A 20598-nucleotide genomic window follows, 5' to 3' on the forward strand; every position below is an offset into this window, starting at 1 on the left:
TGCGCACCAGCACATCCGTGTAGATCCCGGGGGTCACGATGGCCTCCGGGTCCAGCGGCTCCGGGGAGATCTCATCCACCTGCGCGATGGTGCGCCGAGCGGCCGCGGCCAGGGCGGATTTGCCCGGGGTCTTGCGCACCGGATCCGCCGGATCCGGCGCGTGCGATCCGGTGCGGGAGGCCTGCGGCGCGGGGGCCGGGGCGGTCTGCTCGCTCATGGGACTCCTTCGTCTCGTGGGCACGGGTGGCGCGCGGTGCGACACCCGCCGCAGAAGGGCCCATGTGTTCGCTGTGCGAACTGTTGTACGTGATGCGCACCTCCGCGTAGTGTCGACGACGATACCCCGTCGGCGAGATCTGCGCCACTGCGGCGCCGCTGCCCCGACGCACCGACCCCGGGGACCCTCCCCGGACCAAGGAGCACCCCCATGAGCCTTCCCGGCCGATCCCACCTCGTGGGTCTGATCGGCGGCGGCATCACCGCCTCCCTGGCCCCTCCCCTGCACGAACGCGCCGCGGACCGCCTCGGGCTGCGCTACCTCTACCGCCCGGTGGACCTCGAGGCCCTGCCCGGACACCCCGGTCCCGTCTCCGCCCAGCACGGGGTGCGCCTGCTCGGCGCGGCCCGCGAGCTCGGCTTCAGCGCCTGCAACGTGACCCACCCGTGCAAGCAGCTGGCCGTGGCCCTTATGGACGAGCTCTCCGAGGAGGCCTCCCGGCTGGGCGCGGTGAACACCGTGCTGTTCCGGGACGGACGGATGATCGGGCACAACACCGACGTCACCGGCTTCGCCGCCGCGCTGGCCGCGGGCCTGCCCGCGGCAGACCTGACCCGGGTGGTGCAGCTGGGCACCGGCGGGGCCGGCTCGGCCACCGCCTACGCCCTGCTGGCCGCGGGGGTCCAGCGCCTGGAGCTGTTCGACGTGGATCGGCCACGGGCCGAGGAGCGGGCCGCCGAGTACGCCCGGCTATTCCCCGGGGCCGAGGTCCGCGCCCTGTCCGGCGAGCAGCTGCCCGAGGCCGTGGGCGAGGCGACCGGGCTGCTCAACGCCACCCCCATCGGGATGCACCACCACCCCGGCGCGCCCCTGGATCTGGAGCTGGTGCACCCGGGACTCTGGGTGGCCGATGTGATCTACCTGCCGCAGGAGACCCCGCTGATCCGGCGCGCCCGCGCCCTGGGCTGCCCCGTGCTTCCCGGCGGCGGCATGGCCGTGGGGCAGGCCGTGGACGCCTTCACCCTGATCACCGGGCAGGCCCCGGACCGGGAGGCGATGGCCCGGGACTTCGCCGAACTGGTCACCGCCCAGCAGGGGCCCAGCGCCCCGACGCCGCCGACCCCCGTCGAGTCGACCCCCGCCCACGCGGAGAGCCAGCCCGCCGCCGAGGACGAGGAGACCGGACGATGAGGACCTCGATCGCGACCGTGAGCCTGTCCGGGACCCTGGTGCAGAAGCTGCGCGCGGCCGCCGCGGCCGGATTCGACGGGGTGGAGATCTTCGAGCAGGACCTCGTCGTCGCCCCGGAGTCCCCGGAGCGGATCCGGGAGCTGGCCGCCTGGCTCGGGCTGAGCCTGGACCTGTACCAGCCCTTCCGCGATGCGGTGGGGGTCAGTCAGGAGGACTTCGCCCGGGTCCTGCACCGAGCCGAGGCGAAGTTCAAACTGATGGGCCGGCTCGGGATGGACCTGATGCTGGTCTGCTCCACCGTCGCCGGCGGGGTCACGGCCGATGACGCCGCCGGCGACGAGCTGACCGCCCGGCAGCTCGGGGAGCTGGCCGACGCCGCCGCGGCCCACGGCATCCGCCTGGCCTACGAGGCCCTGGCCTGGGGGGCCGCGGTGAACGACGTGGACCACTCCTGGCGGATCGTGCGCGCCGCGGACCGGGAGAACCTCGGGGTCTGCCTGGACAGCTTCCACATCCTCTCCCGAGACTGGCCCACCGAGGGCATCCTGGACATCCCGGCGCAGAAGCTGTTCTTCCTGCAGCTGGCCGACGCCCCGCCGATGTCCCTGGACGTGCTCTCCTGGTCCCGCCACCACCGGGTCTTCCCCGGGGAGGGCGGCTTCGCCCTGGCCCGGTTCCTGGACACGGTGCTGCGCGCCGGCTACGCGGGGCCGCTGTCCCTGGAGATCTTCAACGACTCCTACCGCCAGACCAACGTCTACCGCACCGCCCAGGAGGCCCACCGCAGCCTGGTCTGGCTGCAGGACCGCGTGGCCGCGCTGCGGGCGCAGCGCGGGGAGGACGAGCGGCTTCCCGCCGATGCCGCGCTGACCCGGCTGCCGCAGGCCCAGGCGCCCACCGGGATCCAGTGGGCGGAGGTGCGCGGGCAGCGCACCGACGGGCTGCAGGCCCTGCTGGCGCAGCTGGGCTTCCGTCCGCGCGGACGGCACCGGACCAAGCCCGTGCGGCTGTGGGAGCAGGGCGCGGCGCGCGTCGTGCTCAACGTGGACCACTGGGCCCGGGAGGAGGCAAGCCTGGCCTCCCTGGCCGTGCAGGTGCCCTCCGCGCAGGCGACCGCCCGCCGGTGCCGCGAGCTGGGCTTCCGCGAGGTCGCGCGCCTGGCCCACGACGACGAGCAGCGCTTCCCCGCCTTCCTCGCCCCGGACGAGACCGAGGTCTTCCTCACCGAGGCCTCCGAGGGCCAGCCCGCGTGGGTCGCGGAGTTCGACCGGCCCGACGTCGGCGCGGCCCCCGCGGCCCAGCCGGAGGCCGACGCGGCGCTGATCACCGGGATCGACCACGTCAACCTCGCCCAGCCCCGCCACTACCAGGCCGAATCCATGCTGTTCTACCGCGCGGCCCTGGGCCTGGAGCGCCGGGCGGCCACGGACGTTCCGGGCCCGGACGGGCTGATCAGCTCCCAGGTGGTGCGCACCGAGGACGGGTCGGTGCGCCTGCCGCTGAACGTGGCCCCGGACCTCAGCGCCCACCCGGGCCGGGGGCACGTGGCCTTCGCCTGCCGGGACATCCTGGCTCTGGCCCGGCGGGCCCGGGAGGCGGGGCTGGGCTTCCTGCCGGTTCCGCAGAACTACTACGAGGACCTCGCGGCCCGCTTCGACCTGCCGGCCTCGCGCCTGGCGGACCTGCGGGAGCTGGACCTGATGTACGACCGGGACGAGCGCGGGGAGTTCCTGCACTTCTACACCCGCACCGTCGGGCAGGTGTTCTTCGAGGTGGTCCAGCGCCTGGACGGCTACGGCGGACCCGACGCCCCGGTGCGCCTGGCCGCCCAGGCCCGCCTGGCCGACGGGCTCTGAGAGCCCCGACGAAGCACCTGGGAAACGGGGAAGGGCCCCGCCCCGGTCCCGACGCTCATCAAGCGTCGGGACCGGGGCGGGGCCCTTCACGGTGCCGTCACCGTGCAGGCGCGGGGTTCACCGCGCCCGCACGGGCTGGCCTCAGGAGCCGTACCCGGGGTACTCCTCCAGCGGGATCGCGTGGAACTCCGCGGCCACGGACCCGTCGGTCTCCCCCGCGTAGGAGAAGTCGGCGAATCCGGTGGAGTTGGCGTACATCTGCTCGCGCGCCTCCTCCGTGGGCTCCACCTCGATGTCGTTGTACCGATCCAGACCGGTGCCGGCCGGGATCAGCTTGCCGATGATCACGTTCTCCTTCAGGCCCACCAGCGGGTCGGACTTGCCCTCCATCGCCGCCTGGGTCAGCACCCGCGTGGTCTCCTGGAAGGAGGCGGCCGACAGCCACGAGTCCGTGGCCAGGGAGGCCTTGGTGATGCCCATCAGCTCCGGACGGCCCGCGGCCGGACGGGCCTGCTCCTGCACGGCCTTCTTGTTGGCCTGCTGGAACTGCACCGTCTCCACCAGCTCACCCGGCAGCAGATCGGTGTCACCGGACTCGATGACGGTGATCCGCCGGGTCATCTGGCGCACGATGACCTCCACGTGCTTGTCGTGGATGCCCACGCCCTGGGAGCGGTAGACGCCCTGGACCTCATCCACCAGGTGCTTCTGCGCCTCGCGGGGCCCGCGGATGCGCAGCACCTCCTTGGGATCCACCGCACCGGAGACCAGCTGCTGGCCGACCTCCACGCGGTCCCCGTCCGAGACCAGCAGCCGAGCGCGGCGCAGCACCGGGTAGGACATCGGCTCGTCGTCCTTGCTCTCCGGGGTGATGACCACCTTGAGCGACTTCTCCGTGTCCTCGATGGTCACGGTCCCGGCGATCTCGGAGATCGGGGCCACGCCCTTGGGGGTGCGGGCCTCGAACAGCTCCTGGATGCGGGGCAGACCCTGCGTGATGTCATCCGCGGAGGCCACACCGCCGGTGTGGAAGGTGCGCATGGTCAGCTGGGTGCCCGGCTCGCCGATGGACTGCGCGGCGATGATGCCCACGGCCTCGCCGATGTCCACCAGGTTCCCGGAGGCCATCGAGCGGCCGTAGCACTTGGCGCACACGCCCACCGCGGACTCGCAGGTCAGCACGGAGCGGACCCGCACCTTCCGGATCCCGGCCTGGTACAGCTTCTGGATCACGGCGTCGGAGACGTCCGCGCCGCCCTCGGCCAGCACGGTGCCGTCCTCGTCCTTGACGTCCACCGCGAGCACGCGCCCGTGGATGGAGTTCTCGACGTCGTCGTGCAGGTGCACGGCCCCGGTGTCCGGGTCCACCTGGACCAGGTCCAGGTTCAGGCCCCGCTTGGTGCCGCAGTCCAGCTCCCGCACGATGACGTCCTGGGAGACGTCCACCAGACGCCGGGTGAGGTACCCGGAGTTCGCGGTGCGCAGCGCGGTGTCGGCCAGGCCCTTGCGGGCGCCGTGGGTCGCGATGAAGTACTCCAGCACCGACAGGCCCTCGCGGTAGGAGGACTTGATCGGACGCGGCATGATCTCGCCCTTGGTATTGGACACCAGGCCGCGGATGCCCGCGATCTGGCGGACCTGCATCCAGTTGCCTCGCGCCCCGGAGGAGACCATCCGGTTGATGGTGTTCAGCCCGGTCAGGTTCTCCATCATCGCCGCGGCGACCTCGTCGGTGGCCTTGGTCCAGATGTCGATCAGCTCGGAGCGGCGCTCGTCGTCGTCGATCAGACCCATGTCGTACTGGCCCTGGATCTCCCCAGCCTGCTTCTCGTAGCCGGCCATGATCTCCGGCTTGGACGGCGGGGTGGCGATGTCGGAGACGGCCACCGTGACGCCCGAGCGGGAGGCCCAGTAGAACCCGGTGTCCTTGAGGTTGTCCAGGGTGCGGGCGACCACGTGCATCGGGTAGTTCTCGGCCAGGTCGTTGACCAGCGAGCCCAGGCCCTTCTTATCCGCGATCCCGGTGTACCAGGGGTAGTCCTCCGGCAGGGTCTGGTTGAACAGCACCTGCCCCAGGGTGCACTCCAGCAGCACCGGCTGACCCGGCTCCCAGCCCTCGGGGGCTTCCCAGCCCTCGTAGGGCACGAAGTCCTCCAGCTCGATCTTCACCATCGAGTTCAGGTGCAGCTCGCGCCGGTCCAGGGCCATCAGGGCCTCCGCGATCGAGGAGAAGGACCGGCCCTCGCCGGCGGCCCCCTCCCGGACCGTGGTCAGGTGGTACAGCCCGATGATCATGTCCTGGGACGGCACCGCCACGGGGCGCCCGTCCGAGGGCTTGAGGATGTTGTTCGAGGACAGCATCAGCACGCGCGCCTCCGCCTGGGCCTCCGGGCTCAGGGGCAGGTGCACGGCCATCTGGTCGCCGTCGAAGTCCGCGTTGAACGCCGAGCAGACCAGCGGGTGCAGCTGGATGGCCTTGCCCTCCACCAGCTGCGGCTCGAAGGCCTGGATGCCCAGGCGGTGCAGGGTGGGGGCGCGGTTGAGCAGCACCGGGTGCTCGGTGATGATCTCCTCCAGCACATCCCACACCTGCGGGCGGAAGCGCTCCACCATCCGCTTGGCGGACTTGATGTTCTGCGCGTGGTTCAGGTCCACCAGGCGCTTCATCACGAAGGGCTTGAACAGCTCCAGGGCCATCTGCTTGGGCAGACCGCACTGGTGCATCTTCAGCTGCGGGCCCACCACGATGACCGAGCGGCCCGAGTAGTCCACGCGCTTGCCCAGCAGGTTCTGGCGGAACCGGCCCTGCTTGCCCTTGAGCATGTCCGACAGGGACTTCAGCGGGCGGTTGCCCGGCCCGGTGACCGGACGGCCGCGCCGACCGTTGTCGAACAGGGAGTCCACGGCCTCCTGCAGCATCCGCTTCTCGTTGTTCACGATGATCTCGGGCGCACCGAGATCCAGCAGGCGCTTCAGGCGGTTGTTGCGGTTGATGACCCGGCGGTACAGGTCGTTCAGGTCCGAGGTTGCGAAGCGGCCGCCGTCCAGCTGCACCATCGGGCGCAGCTCCGGCGGGATCACCGGCACCGCATCCAGAACCATGCCCAGCGGGGAGTTGCTGGTGGTCAGGAACGCGTTGACGACCTTCAGCCGCTTCAGGGCGCGGGTCTTGCGCTGGCCCTTGCCGTTCTGGATGGTCTCCTTCAGGGCCTCCGCCTCGGCGGCCATGTCGAAGGTCTCCAGGCGCTTCTTGATCGCCTCGGCGCCCATCGCGCCCTCGAAGTACATGCCGAACTTGTCCACCATGGACCGGTACAGCGCCTCGTCGCCCTCCAGGTCGGTGACCTTGAGGTTCTTGAAGCGGTCGAAGACCTTGTCCATGTGGGCGATCTCGGCGTCCACGCGCTTGCGCACCTGGGCCATCTGGCGCTCCGCGGCGTCGCGCAGCTTGCGCTTCTCCGCGGCCTTGCCGCCCTCGGCCTCGATGCGGGCCAGCTCCTCCTCGGTCTCCTTCGCGATCGCGGCGATGTCCGCGTCCCGCTCGGATTCCAGGGTCTTCTTGTCCCGGTCGTGGGCGGCCTGCAGGTTCGGCAGGTCCTCGTGGCGAGCCTCCTCGTCCACGGAGGTGATCATGTAGGCGGCGAAGTAGATGATCTTCTCCAGATCCTTCGGCGCCAGATCCAGCAGGTAGCCCAGGCGGGAGGGCACGCCCTTGAAGTACCAGATGTGCGTGACGGGCGCGGCCAGCTCGATGTGGCCCATCCGCTCACGGCGCACCTTGGCCCGGGTCACCTCGACGCCGCAGCGCTCGCAGATGATGCCCTTGAAGCGCACGCGCTTGTACTTGCCGCAGTAGCACTCCCAGTCGCGGGTCGGCCCGAAGATCCGCTCGTCGAACAGACCCTCCTTCTCCGGCTTGAGGGTGCGGTAGTTGATGGTCTCCGGCTTCTTGACCTCGCCGTACGACCACGAGCGGATCTCCTCGGCGGTGGCCAGACCGATCCGCATCAGTCCCAGTGAAGATTCGTTGGACATGGGGTCCTTTTCTCTTGAAAAACGAATGAACGATCTCGTGGATGGGGTGGGAGGATCAAACCTCTTCGACCGAGCTGGGCTCGGCGTGGGAGAGGTCGATGCCCAGCTCGTCGGCGGCCCGGTAGCTCTCATCCTCGGAGTCGCGCATCTCGATGGCGTGCCCGTCGCTGGAGAGGACCTCCACGTTCAGGCACAGGGACTGCATCTCCTTGATGAGCACCTTGAAGGACTCCGGCACCCCCGGCTCAGGGATGTTGTCGCCCTTGACGATGGCCTCGTAGACCTTCACGCGACCGTGCACGTCGTCGGACTTGATGGTCAGGATCTCCTGCAGGGTGTAGGCCGCGCCGTACGCCTCCAGGGCCCACACCTCCATCTCGCCGAAGCGCTGACCGCCGAACTGCGCCTTACCGCCCAGCGGCTGCTGGGTGATCATCGAGTACGGGCCGGTGGAGCGGGCGTGGATCTTGTCGTCCACCAGGTGGTGCAGCTTCAGGATGTACTGGTAGCCCACCGAGATCGGGTCCGGGAACGGCTCGCCGGTGCGCCCGTCGAACAGCTGGGCCTTGCCGGAGGAGTCGATCAGCCGCTCGCCGTCGCGGTTGAGGTTGGTGTGGTCCAGCAGGTCGAAGATCTCGTCCTCGTCCGCGCCGTCGAACACCGGGGTGGCGACCTTGGTGGGGCCGGACTCCTTGGGGAAGTTCGGCAGCTTCTCCAGCCACGCCGGGTTCCCCTCGATCTTCCAGCCCTGCTTGGCCAGCCAGCCGGTGTGCACCTCGAGCACCTGCCCGATGTTCATGCGCCCGGGCACGCCCAGCGGGTTGAGGATGACGTCCACCGGGGTGCCGTCGGCCATGAAGGGCATGTCCTCCACGGGCAGGATCTTGGAGATCACGCCCTTGTTGCCGTGGCGCCCGGCGAGCTTGTCCCCGTCGGTGATCTTGCGCTTCTGGGCCACGTACACGCGCACCAGCTGGTTGACCCCGGGGGGCATGTCCTCGTCGTCGTCCTCGCGGTCGAACACGCGCACCCCGATGACGGTGCCGGACTCGCCGTGCGGGACCTTCAGGGAGGTGTCGCGCACCTCGCGGGACTTCTCGCCGAAGATCGCGCGCAGCAGCCGCTCCTCCGGGGTCAGCTCGGTCTCGCCCTTCGGGGTGACCTTGCCGACCAGGATGTCCCCGGCCTCGACCTCGGCGCCGATGTGGATGATGCCGCGCTCGTCCAGGGCGGAGAGCACGTCCTCGGAGACGTTCGGGATGTCCCGGGTGATCTCCTCGGCGCCGAGCTTGGTGTCGCGGGCGTCGATCTCGTGCTCCTCGATGTGGATCGAGGTCAGCACGTCGTCGGAGACCATCCGCTGGGACAGGATGATCGCGTCCTCGTAGTTCAGCCCCTCCCAGGACATGTACGCCACCAGGAGGTTCTTGCCCAGAGCCAGCTCGCCCTGGTCCGTGGAGGGACCGTCGGCGATCAGCCCGCGCACCTCCACGCGGTCCCCCTCGGAGACCACGACGCGGTGGTTGTAGCAGTTGCCCGGGTTGGAGCGCTGGAACTTGGAGATCGGGTAGGAGGTGGTGGTCCCGTCGTCGTTGCCCACCACGACCAGGTCCGCGGAGACCTCCCGGACCACGCCGGCCTTGCGGGCCAGCACGGAGTCCCCGGAGTCCAGGGCCGCGTAGCCCTCCATGCCGGTGCCGACCACCGGGGACTCGGACTGCAGCAGCGGCACGGCCTGACGCTGCATGTTCGCGCCCATCAGCGCGCGGTTGGCGTCGTCATGCTCCAGGTACGGGATCAGCGAGGTGGCCACGGAGACCATCTGGCGCGGGGAGACGTCCATGAACTGGACCTCGTCCGCGGCGATCGCCTCGGCCTCGCCGGAGCCGTTGGCCGCACGGCACAGGACGGTGTCCTCGGCGAAGCGCTGGTCCTCGGTCAGCGGGGCGTTGGCCTGCGCGATGATCGAGCCCTTCTCGTCATCGGCGGTCAGGTACACGACCTTGTCGGTGACCTTCCCGTGCTCGACGACGCGGTACGGGGTCTCAATGAACCCGAAAGGGTTGATCCGGCCGAAGGTGGCCAGCGAGCCGATCAGGCCGATGTTCGGGCCCTCAGGGGACTCGATGGGGCACATGCGGCCGTAGTGGGAGGGGTGCACGTCGCGCACCTCCATGCCCGCGCGGTCGCGGGACAGACCGCCCGGGCCCAGCGCGGACAGGCGCCGCTTGTGGGTCAGGCCCGCCAGCGGGTTGTTCTGGTCCATGAACTGCGACAGCTGGGAGGTCCCGAAGAACTCCTTGATCGAGGCCACCACGGGGCGGATGTTGATCAGGGTCTGCGGGGTGATCGCCTCGACGTCCTGGGTGGTCATGCGCTCGCGCACGACCCGCTCCATGCGGGACAGCCCGGTGCGGATCTGGTTCTCGATCAGCTCGCCGACCGCGCGGATGCGGCGGTTGCCGAAGTGGTCGATGTCGTCGGTGTCCACGCGGATGTCCACGGACTGCCCGTCGCGCACGCCCTTCATGGTCGTGCCGCCGTCGTGCAGGGTCACCAGGTAGCGGATCATCGCGACGATGTCCTCCTGGGTCAGCACCGAGGAATCGTTGTCCGCGAGGTTCTTGTCCAGGCCCAGCTTCCGGTTGATCTTGTACCGGCCGACCTTCGCCAGGTCGTAGCGCTTGGGGGTGAAGTACATGTTGTCCAGCAGGGACTGGGCGGCGTCCACCGTCGGCGGCTCACCCGGGCGCAGCTTCTTGTAGATGTCGATCAGCGCCTCGTCGCGGGTCTCGACGGTGTCCTTCTCGAGGGTCGCGCGGATCGAGTCGAACTCGCCGAACTCCTCGAGGATCTTGGACTCGGTCCAGCCCAGGGCCTTCAGCAGCACGGTCACGGACTGCTTGCGCTTGCGGTCCAGGCGCACCCCGACCTGGTCGCGCTTGTCGATCTCCAGCTCGAACCAGGCCCCGCGGGAGGGGATGATGCGCGCGGAGTAGATGTCCTTGTCCGAGGTGCGGTCCGCGGACTTCTCGAAGTAGGCGCCCGGGGAGCGGACCAGCTGGGAGACGACGACGCGCTCGGAGCCGTTGATCACGAAGGTGCCGGACTCGGTCATCAGCGGGAAGTCGCCCATGAAGACGGTCTGCTGCTTGATCTCGCCGGTCTCGTTGTTCATGAACTCGGCCTTGACGTACAGCGGGGCCGAGTAGGTGGCGTCGCGGTCCTTGCACTCCTCCATGGAGTACTTGGGGTCGGCGAACTCCGGCTCGGAGAAGGACAGGGACATGGTGCCCTGGAAGTCCTCGATCGGGGAGATCTCCTCGAAGATCTCGGTCAGGCCGGAGACGGTGGACACGGAGGTGTCCCCGGTCTTCTCCGCCTCGGCGACGCGCTGGGCCCAGCGCTCGTTGCCGACCAGGCGGTCGAAGCTGTCCGTCTGCAGGGCCAGCAGATTCGGAACGCTCAGCGGCTCGTGGATCTTCGCGAATGAGATGCGGGACGCGGAGCCGTCGTGCTGGGCTCCGGTCGCGCCAGCGGCGTCGTTGTTTGAGGTGCTCGAGGCGACCAAGATTGGATCCTTCCACAGACCTGTCTGTACTCGAAGGCTCCCCTTCAGGATCCGACCGCTCCCGCGGGTCCTCGGCGCTGCACGACGCTCACCCGGCGCCCGCGCCGCGCGGTGGCGGCGGCGTCATGCGGTGCGGACGGTGGTCGTGCTGGCGTGGACGGGAGGAAGCTGGATCCATCGGTTGTACCCACCGCTATATGAAGGCACAAAGAACTAGGGAAAGCGCAAATCTCCACACTACACACACCCTGCCGTCCTGTCCAGGGGACGGGCTCAGCGCTTCCCGCGGTCTCGACGACGCCGCCGGGGCGCTCGGGCGCCGGGCTCGGGACTGGAGCTCAGGCGCCGGTGGCCTCGTACCGGCGGACCCCGCCCTCGATGCCGGCGAAGCGGTAGGGGCCGGCGGTGACCCGCGGGTTGGCCTGCTGCTCGGCGGCGGAGACCGCCGTGCCCGGGTGCAGCTCGCGGTAGCGGGTGACGTCCACGGGCTCGCGGGCGGCCAGCTGGGCGGCGTGCTCGGCCCGGTGCAGGTGGGCCCGGTAGCCCGGGAGCACCCGCACGGAGAAGAACTCGGAGACCGCCCCGGAGCCGTAGGAGAAGATCCCGATGCGCCGCCCGGTCAGGTCCGCGTCCCCGTCCAGCAGGGCCAGGAGGGCCAGGAACACGGAGGCGGTGTAGCTGTTGCCCACCACGCGGTTGTATCCGACGGTCGGGGCGAGCTCCTCGACCACCTCCGCCTTGGGCAGGGGCTCCCCCACGTGCCGGCGCAGGCGCTGGTGGGCCTTGACCGCCATCATGGTGAAGGGCTGATGGTAGCAGAAGGCGTCGATCTCCTCGAAGGCGGCCCCGCCGTGGGCGCGGTAGTCCTCCCACGCCCCCTCCAGGGCGTCCATGTACGCGGAGATGGAGAACTTCCCCTCCACCAGCGCCGTGACCCGGTGGTTGGGCCGCCAGAAGTCCGGGACGTCCGCGGTGTGCACCCCGGAGGCCGGCTCCACCTCCAGCAGGGCGGGATCGGCCTGCACCAGGAAGGCCACCGCGGCCGCGCCCTGGGTGGGCTCCCCCGGGGAGTCCAGGTCGTAGCGGGCCACGTCCGAGGCGATGACCAGCACCTTCTCCTCCGGGTGCCGGGCCACCACGCCCAGGGCCAGCTGCAGGGCCCCCGCCCCGGAGTAGCAGGCCTGCTTGGTCTCCAGCACCCGGATCTGGGCGGGCAGGCCCAGCAGGGCGGCCACGTGCACCCCGGCGGCCTTGGACTGGTCGATCCCGGATTCGGTGGCGAAGATCAGGGTGCGCAGCCCCTCGACGTCGTTGTCGGCCAGGATCCGGGCCGCGGCGGCGGCGCCCATGGTGACGACGTCCTCGTCCTCGGCGGGCAGGCTCATGGCCTCCTGACCGATGCCCACGGAGAACTTGGCGGGGTCGATGCCCAGGTGCTGGGCCAGCAGGTCCAGGTCCAGGCGGTGGTGGGCGGTGGCGAAGGTGATGTCCTGGATGCCCAGGGCGGGGGTGGTCATCGGGCGTTCCTCTCGATCTTCACGTGGGCGGCCATCAGCTCACCCGGATTGGTCTGGGCGGCCAGCAGGGACAGCTCCCCGCACAGCACCGCGCCCGCGCACAGCACGGCCAGGCGCCGGGCGTTGGCCCCGGGCTCGCGCTCCTCGCGGCAGCCCAGCCGCCGCAGGTTCTCCTCCACGGTCTCCAGCCCCGCGCCCTTGCCGTTGCCCACCGAGCCGACGATGAGGCTGGGCAGGTTGCAGGCGAAGTACAGGTCCCCGTCGCGCACCTCGGCCTGGGTGATGCCCTGGGAGCCCTCCACGATGTTGGCCGCGTCCTGCCCGGTGGCCAGGTAGAAGGCCAGCAGCATGTTGGCGTAGTGGGCGTTGGCCGAGCGCAGCCCCCCGGCCAGGGTGGTGCCGATGAGGTTCTTCTCCGTGTTCAGCCGGGCGATGGCCTCCGGGGTGGATTTCAGCAGCCGCTGCACGATCCGCCGCGGGATGGTCAGCTCCGTGACCACGTTCTTGCCCCGGCCCAGGATCCCGTTGACGGCGGTCGCCTTCTTGTCCGAGCAGAAGTTCCCGGAGATCGAGCCGTACTCCAGCTCGGGGTGCAGCTGGAGGATCCAGGGCATCAGGTGGTCCGCGGCGAGGGTGACCATGTTGTGCCCGGAGGCGTCCCCGGTGGTGAACTCGAAGCGCACGAACAGCAGGTTCCCGGCGTGCTGCACGTGCAGGTCCACCAGCCGGGCGAAGCGCGAGGCCCCGGAGACCACCTCCTGCATCTGCTCCCGGCGGGTGCGCAGGTCCTCGGCGGCGGCCAGCGCGGCCCCGGCGTGCTCGGCGCGGAAGTACACGGAGCGGCTCATCCGCTCGTCCACCAGGGTCGCGCGGATGCCGCCGTCGACGAACGCGGAGACCTTCGCCCCGCGTTTGACGGAGGGCCACAGTGGGGATTCGTAGGTGGCCAGCGGGACGCTGACCTCCTCGCCGTCGATCACGTTGCCGCTGAAGCGCAGCGGGCCGACCCATTGCAGGGGGATGGGGGCGTAGAGGGGCTGATCGGTCATGCGCGGTCCTCCTCGAAGGCGGTGGTCTCGGAGCGCGCGGCCAGGGCGGCCAGGTCCGCTCCGCGCAGGGCGGCGGCGTGGGCCAGGCGGCCCTCCACGAGCACGTCCGTGCGGGTCAGCTCGGCCGGGGTGCGCACCCCGAGCAGGGCGCACAGCTCGCGCAGCCGCTCGGTCCAGGCGCGGATCAGCCCGGTCAGGCGCTCGGCGCCGTCGGGGGCGACGGGCCCGGCGGACCCGGCCGGATCCTCGGCGAGCACGGCGTGCAGGAAGGTCCCGGCCACCCCGACGGCCCGCGCCCCCAGGGCCAGTCCGCGCACGACGTCGTAGGGGTGGCGCACCCCGCCCGAGGCCAGCAGGGCGGGCAGCCGGGTTCCCGCACGGGCGCCGAGGGCGTCGAGCAGGACCATCGGGGCGGACTGCCCGAAGCCCTGCAGGAAGGCGTAGTCGCGCCCGTCGCGCCGGTCGTTCTCGATGCGGGCGAAGTCCGTGCCGCCGCGCCCGGCCACGTCCACCAGCTGGACCCCGGCGCGGGCGAGCTTGGCCAGGGTGGTGCGGGTCATCCCGCAGCCGACCTCCTTGACCACCACCGGCACGGGCAGCTGCTCGGCCAGGGCCGTGATGCCGTCGCACCACGCGGAGAAGCCGCGGGCGCCCTCGGGCATCACGGTCTCCTGCACCGCGTTGATGTGGATCTGCAGGGCGTCGGCCTCCAGGGCCTCCACGACGCGGCGGGCCTGATCCGGGGTGGCCTCGGCGGAGAGGTTGGCCATGACGAAGCCCTCCGGGTTGGCCTCGCGCAGCACCCGGAAGCTGGGCAGGGTGGAGGGGTCCTTGAGGTACATACTCATGGACCCGGTGGCGATCGGCAGGCCGGTGGCCGCCGCGGCCTCCCCGAGGGCTGCGTTGACCGCACCCGTGTGCTCGGAGCCGCCGGTCATGCCGTTGAGGTAGAAGGGCACGGGCCAGCGCACCGGCCCGCGCTCCCCGGCCCAGGGCAGGGTCACGGACAGGTCCACGTCCTCGGCCTCGATCCCGGCCAGGGCCTCGTGCAGCAGGCGCACGTCGTCCCAGTCCGTGGGGACCGGGTCCCGGTGCAGCTGCCGCTGCTGGCCGGCGGCCAGGTGCAGGTGGTCGTCCTTGCGCTGTCCGCTCATGCTGCCGCTCCTCGGCTCATCGGCTGTTCCTCCTCCCGCGTGCGGCGCACGCGCAGTCCCTCGGGGGCCAAGGCCAGATCCAGCGGTCGGATCCCGGCCGCACTCCAGGCCGCGCCCAGCCGGCCCGGGTCCGTCTCGCGCGCGGCCAGGGCGATCCCGCAGTCCCCTCCCCCGGCTCCCGAGGACTTCGCGGCCCAGCCGTGCGCGGCGGCGGTCTCGCACAGCACCCGCAGGTGCGGGGTCTCGATGACGGTGCCGCGCAGCGCGGACAGCTCGGCCAGCACCGCGCGGGCCGCCTCCACGGCCTTCCCGGCCGCCTCGACGTCCGCCGCGCGCAGGGCGGCGCGGAAGGCGGTCACGGCGGCGTCGCTGCGCTGCAGCAGGTGCTGGGGGATGCGCGCGGTGCGGCGCACGGCCCCGACCAGCTCGGGGGTGTCCGCGGGGGTTCCGGTCCACCCGATGGCCAGGCGCACCGGCAGGGGCGTGCCGGCGGGCAGGGCCGGTTCCAGGCGCAGCCCGGGCCAGGGAGCCCGCAGGGTGCGGCTCACGCCGTCGCGGGCCAGCATGTCCGCCACGGCCTGGCGGTCCGGGGAGGCGTAGTGCACCCACCCGCCCAGGGCGGAGGCGGCCAGGTCCCCGCCGGAGGTCAGGGTCGTGACCATGACGGTGGCCATCAGGGCCAGGCGGTAGACCTGCTCGGGGGTGGGATCCAGCCCGTAGGCCGCGGCCACGGCCCCGACGACGGCCACGGTGACCGCCGCGGAGGAGCCCAGGCCGAACTTCGCGCCGGAGACGGCGTCGTCCAGGCCGCTGGTGATGCGCAGTCCGTAGTGGCGCGGGGCCAGCCCGGATTCGGCGCGCCAGGTCTCCACCACGGTGATCGCCGCGCGCACGTACCGGTAGTAGCCCTGGCCCTCCTCGGAGAAGCTCGGCCCGCCCGCACCGTGGCGCCAGGTGACCGGGGTGGGGTCCGGGGCGTGGGGGGATTCCAGCAGCCCGGTCTCCTCCAGGTCCCGCAGCTGCACGGTGACCCGCCGGTCCACGGCCACCAGCACGGCCTGGCGTCCCGGCTCCACGACGGCGTACTCCCCCAGCAGGTACAGCTTGCCGGGGGCGTCGGTCGTGACCCGCGGGGCGGGGTCCTCCGGGATCATGCCCGCCCCCGGTCCAGCAGGTGCGCCCCGGGGCCCGCCTGGGCGCTGATCAGCCGGAGATCCGGGAAGCGCTCGGCCAGCCGGTCCCGCAGGGTCGGGACATCCTCGGCGCGGGTCAGCACGGCGACGTTGGGGCCGGCGTCGGCGGTGGCCCAGGCGCCCAGGCCCTCGGCGCGCAGGGCGGCGACGGCGTCGAACAGCGCCACGGAGGTAGGGGCGAGGTAGCGCACCGGGGGCCGATTGCCCATGATCGCGGCGTGCATGCGCAGGGCGCTGGACTCGGTGAGCTCTCCGACGGCCTCCACGTCCCCGGCGGCCAGAGCCGCGCGCATGTCCCGCAGATCCTGAGCGGTGGACTGCACCCAGCCGGGGAAGTACGGGGAGGTGGCCACGGTCTCGCGCATCGCGGTCCGGGAGGAGACGGCCTTGGTCCGCGCGGAGACCACCGCGATGACCATGCCGAGCTGCGGGCCGGGCACCTGCTCGGCGAAGGAGGCGGCGTCGGGATCCTCGGCCCCCTTGCCGTCGTGCCAGATCACGAGGTTGCCCAGCACCGAGCGGGCGGCGGAGCCGGAGCCGCGCCGGGCCAGGCGGGAGACGGTGCGGGCGTCCTCCGGCAGGCCGTAGGCGGCGGCCGCCGCGCGGGCCAGGGCGGCGAAGCCCGAGGCGGAGGAGGCCAGCCCCGCCCCGGTGGGCACGGAGTTCTCGGAGACCACCCGCGCGTGCGCGGTGGAGCCGGCCAGCCGGCGCACCAGGTCCAGGAAGGCGGTGACCCGTGCCGCGGAGGTGCCGGTCTGCTCGACGCCGTTGAGGGTGAAGGCGTCCGCGCTCAGTTCCGGGTCCGGGGTGACGGTGGTGGTAGTCGGGAAGACGTCCAGGGTCAGGGAGAGGCTGCCGGTGTGCGGCAGGACGAGCTGCTCGTCGCGTTTGCCCCAATACTTGATCAGGGCGAGGTTGGGGTGGGCCACGGCGGTGGCGGGCTGCCGGCTCACGCGGTGAACTCCTCGGGGTCGATGATCCAGGTCTGGGCGGCCCCGGCCTCCTCCAGGGCCCGGGCCAGCTGGGGGGCGTGGCCCCGGTCCCGGGCCAGGGCGATGATGCAGCCGCCGCGCCCGCCGCCGGTGAGCTTGGCCCCGTGGGCCCCGGCCGCGCGGGCGGTGCCGACCAGGTGGTCCAGCTCCTCGCAGGAGACGGACAGGATCTGCAGGGTCTCGTGCACGGCGTCCATGTGGGCACCGAGGGAGGCGGCGCGGTCGGCGGCGAGGTCCGCCCGGGCGGCGACGGTGTGGTGGCGGATGGTCTCGAAGTAGTCGGCGGCCAGCTCCGGGTCCGAGCGGCGGATCTCCCCGACGGCGGCCACCGCGGAGTGGGTGTCCCCGGGGCGCCCGGAGTCGGCGACCACCAGCGGGGCGGACAGCGCGACCTCGAGGTCCTCGACCCGCCCGGCCTGGAACCAGATGGGCCGCTGGGTGACCACGGTGTAGGCGTCCAGCCCGGAGGGGCTGCCGTGGGCGACCCGCTCCCCGGTCTGGACCAGCTCGTAGCGGGTGCGCTCGTCCAGCTCGGTGCCCATCAGGTCCGCGAGCGCGTTGACGATCGAGGAGGCCCCGGCCGCGCTGGATCCGAGGCCGCGCTCCAGGGGGACGTCGCCCAAGCAGGTCACGTGCACGCCCTCCAGGGGGTGGTGCAGCAGGTCCAGGGTGGATTCGATGGTGGTGACCAGGGAGCCGAGGCGGGCCGGGGCGTGGGCCAACGGGCCGTCGTAGATGTCCACGGTCAGACGCAGCGGGCCGGGCACGGGAGCGGCGGTGGCCTGCAGGCCGATCTTGCGCAGCGGGAAGGCGATGGCGGGCTGCCCGTGGACCACGGCGTGCTCGCCGAAGAGGATGATCTTGGCGTGGGCCCACCCGGTGCCGATGTGCCCGGGGGCCGCGGCGGTGTCGGGCCCCGGGGTCCGGGTGGGGTGGGCGGCCGGGTGCGCGGGGGTCTGCGGGGCCGCGGGGAGGGGGTCGGTGGCGCCGGGTGCGGCGCGCAGGTCCGAGCGGTTCTCGACAGCGCCGTGTTCCATCCTGAGCTGTTTCCGTTCCTCGCCTGTGCTGTGCCGGGCCCCGCGGGCGGCGTCCGCTCGGGGCGCGGCGCGTGGGGGCCGTGGTCCTCCCGCCCGCGGCGAGGGGATCCCCTCGATCCTACGTCCTGTCCCGCGGGAGGGCCCATTCGGCCCCTGTGCGCCCCCGTCAGCACTCGACGACGTTGACCGCCAGCCCGCCCTCCGAGGTCTCCTTGTACCGGTGGGACATGTCCGCGCCGGTCTGGCGCATCGTCTCGATGACCTGGTCCAGGGAGACCCGGTGCTCCCCGTCCCCGCGCAGGGCCATCCGGGCGGCGTTCACGGCCTTCGCCGCGGCCATCGCGTTGCGCTCGATGCACGGGATCTGCACCAGCCCGCCCACCGGGTCGCAGGTCAGACCCAGGTTGTGCTCCATCGCGATCTCCGCGGCGTTCTCCACCTGGTGCGGGGTCCCGCCCATCACCTGGGCCAGTCCGGCCGCGGCCATCGAGGAGGCGGAGCCCACCTCCCCCTGGCAGCCGACCTCCGCCCCGGAGATCGAGGCCTTCTTCTTGTACAGGGTCCCGACGGCGGCCGCGGCGAGGAAGAAGTCCACCACGGCCCGGTCCCGGGCCCGGCGCCCCGCCGTGCGGATGCCCGGCAGGTAGTTCATCGCGTAGTGCAGCACCGCCGGCAGGATGCCGGCGGCCCCGTTGGTCGGCGCGGTGACCACCCGCCCGCCGAAGGCGTTCTCCTCGTTGACGGCCAGGGCGATGAGGTTGACCCAGTCGATGGCCCAGCTGGGCTCCTTGCGCGGATCCTCCTCGAGCAGCTCCCGGTGCCACTGCCCCGCCCGGCAGCGGACCTTCAGCGGGCCCGGCAGGTAGCCGATGCGGGACAGGGAGGAGCCGATGCACTGGCGCATCACCTGGTAGATGTGCAGGATCCCCGCGGTGACCTCCTCCTCCGTGCGGGCGGTGGTCTCATTGGCCAGCTTGATCTGGGCGATGGACAGCCCGGCGTCGTCGGCGATCTGCAGCAGCTCGGCCGAGGAGGTGAAGGCGTGGGGCACATCCGTCAGGCTGTCCCCGCCGGCGGCCTCCTCCCCCTCCTCGATGACGAAGCCGCCGCCGATCGAGAAGTACGTGCGCTGCTGCAGCACCGCCTCATCCGCGTCCACGGCGGTGAAGCGGATCCCGTTGGTGTGCCGCTCGAGCACGGTCAGCGGGCGCAGCACCATCCCGGCCTCGGTCAGCGCGACCGCCGGGCCGGACACCAGGTCCTCCCGGGCGGCCTCGCGCGGCTCGATGCCGGGGGCGAACCCGGCCAGGCGCAGCCGCCCGGTGGCCTGATTCTCCTGCACGAGCCGCTCCGAGGCGGGCACGTCGATGGTCTCCGGGACCCACCCGGCCAGGCCCTTCAGCGTGGCGGACATGGTGCCGTGCCCGGCGCCGGTGGCCGCCAGCGAACCGTACAGGTCCACCCGCAGGTCCGCGACGTCGTCCAGCTGGTGCGCGCGGATCAGCTCCGTGATGAAGCGGTTGGCCGCTCGCATCGGGCCCACCGTGTGAGAGCTGGAGGGTCCGACGCCGATGCTGAACAGGTCGAACACGCTGATGTCGGTGGCCACGGGCCTAGCGCTCCCGCCGGTAGAAGGGCAGCGGGACGACCTCGAACTGCGCGTGCTTCCCGCGGATGTCCACCGTGACCTCGGTGCCGGGCTCGGCCCGGTCCGCGCGCAGGAAGGCCATCGCGATCGGATGGCCCAGGGTGGGCGAGGGGATCCCGGAGGTGACCTCCCCGATCGTCTGCCCGTCCTCCACGATCGCAGCACCGGCCCGGGCCGGGCGCTTGGCCAGGCCACGCAGCCCGACCAGGACGCGGGCGTCCTCGGCCTCGGCCCGCTCACCGGCCCCCTCCAGCCCGGCGCGGCCGACGAAGTCCTCCTTGGCCTTCAGCCCGGCGCGCACCAGCCCGCCCAGGCCGGCCGCGTAGGGGGAGATCCGCGCGCCCAGCTCGTGGCCGTACAGCGGCATCCCGGCCTCCAGGCGCAACGAGTCCCGGGCCGCAAGCCCCGCCGGCATGACCCCGCGGGACTCCCCGGCCTGGGCGAGCACGCTCCACAGCTGCTCGGCCTGCTCCCGGGCGACGTACAGCTCGAAGCCGTCCTCCCCGGTGTAGCCGGTGCGGGCCAGCAGCACGTCGATCCCGCCGACCACCGCGGGGGCGCAGGCGTAGTAGCGCAGCCCGGACAGCTCGGTGCCGCCGTCGGCCAGGTGCAGCTCCTCGAGCGCATCCCCGAGGATCTCGACGGCGGCCGGGCCCTGCAGGGCCACCAGGGCGGTGGCCGCGGACTCATCGGCCACCTCGGCGTCGAAGCCGGCCCCGCGCACGGTGAGCTCGCGCAGCACGGCGTCGACGTTGGCGGCGTTGGGCACCACCAGGTAGTCCCGCTCGGCCAGGCGGTAGGTGATCAGGTCATCCACCACCCCGCCGTCCTCGGTGGCCATCAGGGAGTACTTGGCCCGTCCCACGGCCAGGGCGCCGAAGGCGGAGACCAGGGCGTGGTCCAGCAGGTCAGCGGCCTGGGGCCCGCGCACCCGGATCTCGCCCATGTGGGAGAGGTCGAACAGCCCGGCGGCCTCGCGCACGGCCTGGTGCTCGGCGACGTCGTTGGCGTACTTCAGCGGCATGTCCCAGCCGCCGAAGTCCGTGAACTGCGCCCCCAGGGCCTCGTGCACGGCGTGCAGGGCGGTGCGGCGCGGGCCGTCCTCGACGGCGGGGGGAACGGGGGTCTCGGTCATGGC

General features: G+C 72.0%; 12 protein-coding genes. 2 read left to right on the forward strand and 10 right to left on the reverse strand.

The features are described from left to right. Positions 1 to 427: 427 nt before the first annotated feature. Together I6G21_RS01425 and I6G21_RS01430 are read left to right on the forward strand one after the other, a co-directional pair. Positions 428 to 1408: a shikimate dehydrogenase gene (locus I6G21_RS01425; protein WP_129357781.1), complete on the forward strand. Its 981-nt coding sequence runs from the start codon at positions 428 to 430 to the stop codon at positions 1406 to 1408. Continuing rightward, a complete protein-coding gene (locus I6G21_RS01430) occupies positions 1405 to 3264 on the forward strand; it encodes a bifunctional sugar phosphate isomerase/epimerase/4-hydroxyphenylpyruvate dioxygenase family protein (RefSeq protein ID WP_129357780.1) in 1860 nt (619 codons plus the stop codon). The genes I6G21_RS01425 and I6G21_RS01430 overlap by 4 nt, the downstream gene beginning before the upstream one ends. A 141-nt stretch (positions 3265 to 3405) precedes the next feature. Here I6G21_RS01430 and I6G21_RS01435 read toward each other — a convergent pair whose 3' ends face one another. The 10 genes from I6G21_RS01435 to gcvT form a co-directional block, all read right to left on the reverse strand. Beyond that, positions 3406 to 7299: a DNA-directed RNA polymerase subunit beta' gene (locus tag I6G21_RS01435; protein ID WP_129357779.1), complete on the reverse strand. Its 3894-nt coding sequence runs from the start codon at positions 7297 to 7299 to the stop codon at positions 3406 to 3408. A 55-nt stretch (positions 7300 to 7354) separates the two neighbouring features. After that, the gene (gene rpoB / locus I6G21_RS01440; RefSeq protein ID WP_129357778.1) at positions 7355 to 10870 is read right to left on the reverse strand and encodes a DNA-directed RNA polymerase subunit beta; all 3516 of its coding nucleotides are present in this window, start codon (positions 10868 to 10870) and stop codon (positions 7355 to 7357) included. A 338-nt stretch (positions 10871 to 11208) separates the two neighbouring features. Beyond that, complete coding sequence (locus I6G21_RS01445) at positions 11209 to 12387, reverse strand: hydroxymethylglutaryl-CoA synthase (protein WP_129357777.1); 1179 nt, start codon at positions 12385 to 12387, stop codon at positions 11209 to 11211. Next, the gene (locus tag I6G21_RS01450; protein WP_055684602.1) at positions 12384 to 13436 is read right to left on the reverse strand and encodes a hydroxymethylglutaryl-CoA reductase; all 1053 of its coding nucleotides are present in this window, start codon (positions 13434 to 13436) and stop codon (positions 12384 to 12386) included. Before I6G21_RS01450 ends, I6G21_RS01445 begins: the two co-directional genes overlap by 4 nt. After that, complete coding sequence (fni, locus tag I6G21_RS01455; protein ID WP_129357776.1) at positions 13433 to 14590, reverse strand: type 2 isopentenyl-diphosphate Delta-isomerase; 1158 nt, start codon at positions 14588 to 14590, stop codon at positions 13433 to 13435. Before fni ends, I6G21_RS01450 begins: the two co-directional genes overlap by 4 nt. Continuing rightward, a complete protein-coding gene (locus I6G21_RS01460) occupies positions 14587 to 15744 on the reverse strand; it encodes a phosphomevalonate kinase (RefSeq protein WP_129357775.1) in 1158 nt (385 codons plus the stop codon). Before I6G21_RS01460 ends, fni begins: the two co-directional genes overlap by 4 nt. Further along, a complete protein-coding gene (mvaD, locus tag I6G21_RS01465; protein ID WP_061225622.1) occupies positions 15741 to 16736 on the reverse strand; it encodes a diphosphomevalonate decarboxylase in 996 nt (331 codons plus the stop codon). Before mvaD ends, I6G21_RS01460 begins: the two co-directional genes overlap by 4 nt. After that, on the reverse strand, positions 16733 to 17812 hold the full coding sequence (gene mvk / locus I6G21_RS01470) for a mevalonate kinase (RefSeq protein ID WP_061225621.1): 1080 nt from the start codon (positions 17810 to 17812) through the stop codon (positions 16733 to 16735). The genes mvaD and mvk overlap by 4 nt, the downstream gene beginning before the upstream one ends. 166 nt (positions 17813 to 17978) lie before the next feature. Further along, positions 17979 to 19421, reverse strand: coding sequence for an L-serine ammonia-lyase (locus tag I6G21_RS01475; protein WP_129357774.1), 1443 nt, complete (start codon positions 19419 to 19421; stop codon positions 17979 to 17981). A 4-nt stretch (positions 19422 to 19425) separates the two neighbouring features. Continuing rightward, the gene (gcvT, locus tag I6G21_RS01480; RefSeq protein ID WP_129357773.1) at positions 19426 to 20595 is read right to left on the reverse strand and encodes a glycine cleavage system aminomethyltransferase GcvT; all 1170 of its coding nucleotides are present in this window, start codon (positions 20593 to 20595) and stop codon (positions 19426 to 19428) included. Positions 20596 to 20598: the final 3 nt, after the last annotated feature.

It is taken from the genome of Rothia kristinae (assembly GCF_016028855.1).
Lineage (GTDB): Bacteria > Actinomycetota > Actinomycetes > Actinomycetales > Micrococcaceae > Rothia > Rothia kristinae.

Coding starts and splice junctions, on each gene's coding strand:
- fni (WP_129357776.1), bottom strand. CDS start 14,590: ATGAGCGGACAGCGCAAGGACGACCACCTGCACCTGGCCGCCGGCCAG.
- gcvT (WP_129357773.1), bottom strand. CDS start 20,595: ATGACCGAGACCCCCGTTCCCCCCGCCGTCGAGGACGGCCCGCGCCGC.
- I6G21_RS01460 (WP_129357775.1), bottom strand. CDS start 15,744: ATGATCCCGGAGGACCCCGCCCCGCGGGTCACGACCGACGCCCCCGGC.
- I6G21_RS01450 (WP_055684602.1), bottom strand. CDS start 13,436: ATGACCGATCAGCCCCTCTACGCCCCCATCCCCCTGCAATGGGTCGGC.
- I6G21_RS01445 (WP_129357777.1), bottom strand. CDS start 12,387: ATGACCACCCCCGCCCTGGGCATCCAGGACATCACCTTCGCCACCGCC.
- I6G21_RS01435 (WP_129357779.1), bottom strand. CDS start 7,299: ATGTCCAACGAATCTTCACTGGGACTGATGCGGATCGGTCTGGCCACC.
- mvk (WP_061225621.1), bottom strand. CDS start 17,812: ATGGAACACGGCGCTGTCGAGAACCGCTCGGACCTGCGCGCCGCACCC.
- I6G21_RS01425 (WP_129357781.1), top strand. CDS start 428: ATGAGCCTTCCCGGCCGATCCCACCTCGTGGGTCTGATCGGCGGCGGC.
- I6G21_RS01430 (WP_129357780.1), top strand. CDS start 1,405: ATGAGGACCTCGATCGCGACCGTGAGCCTGTCCGGGACCCTGGTGCAG.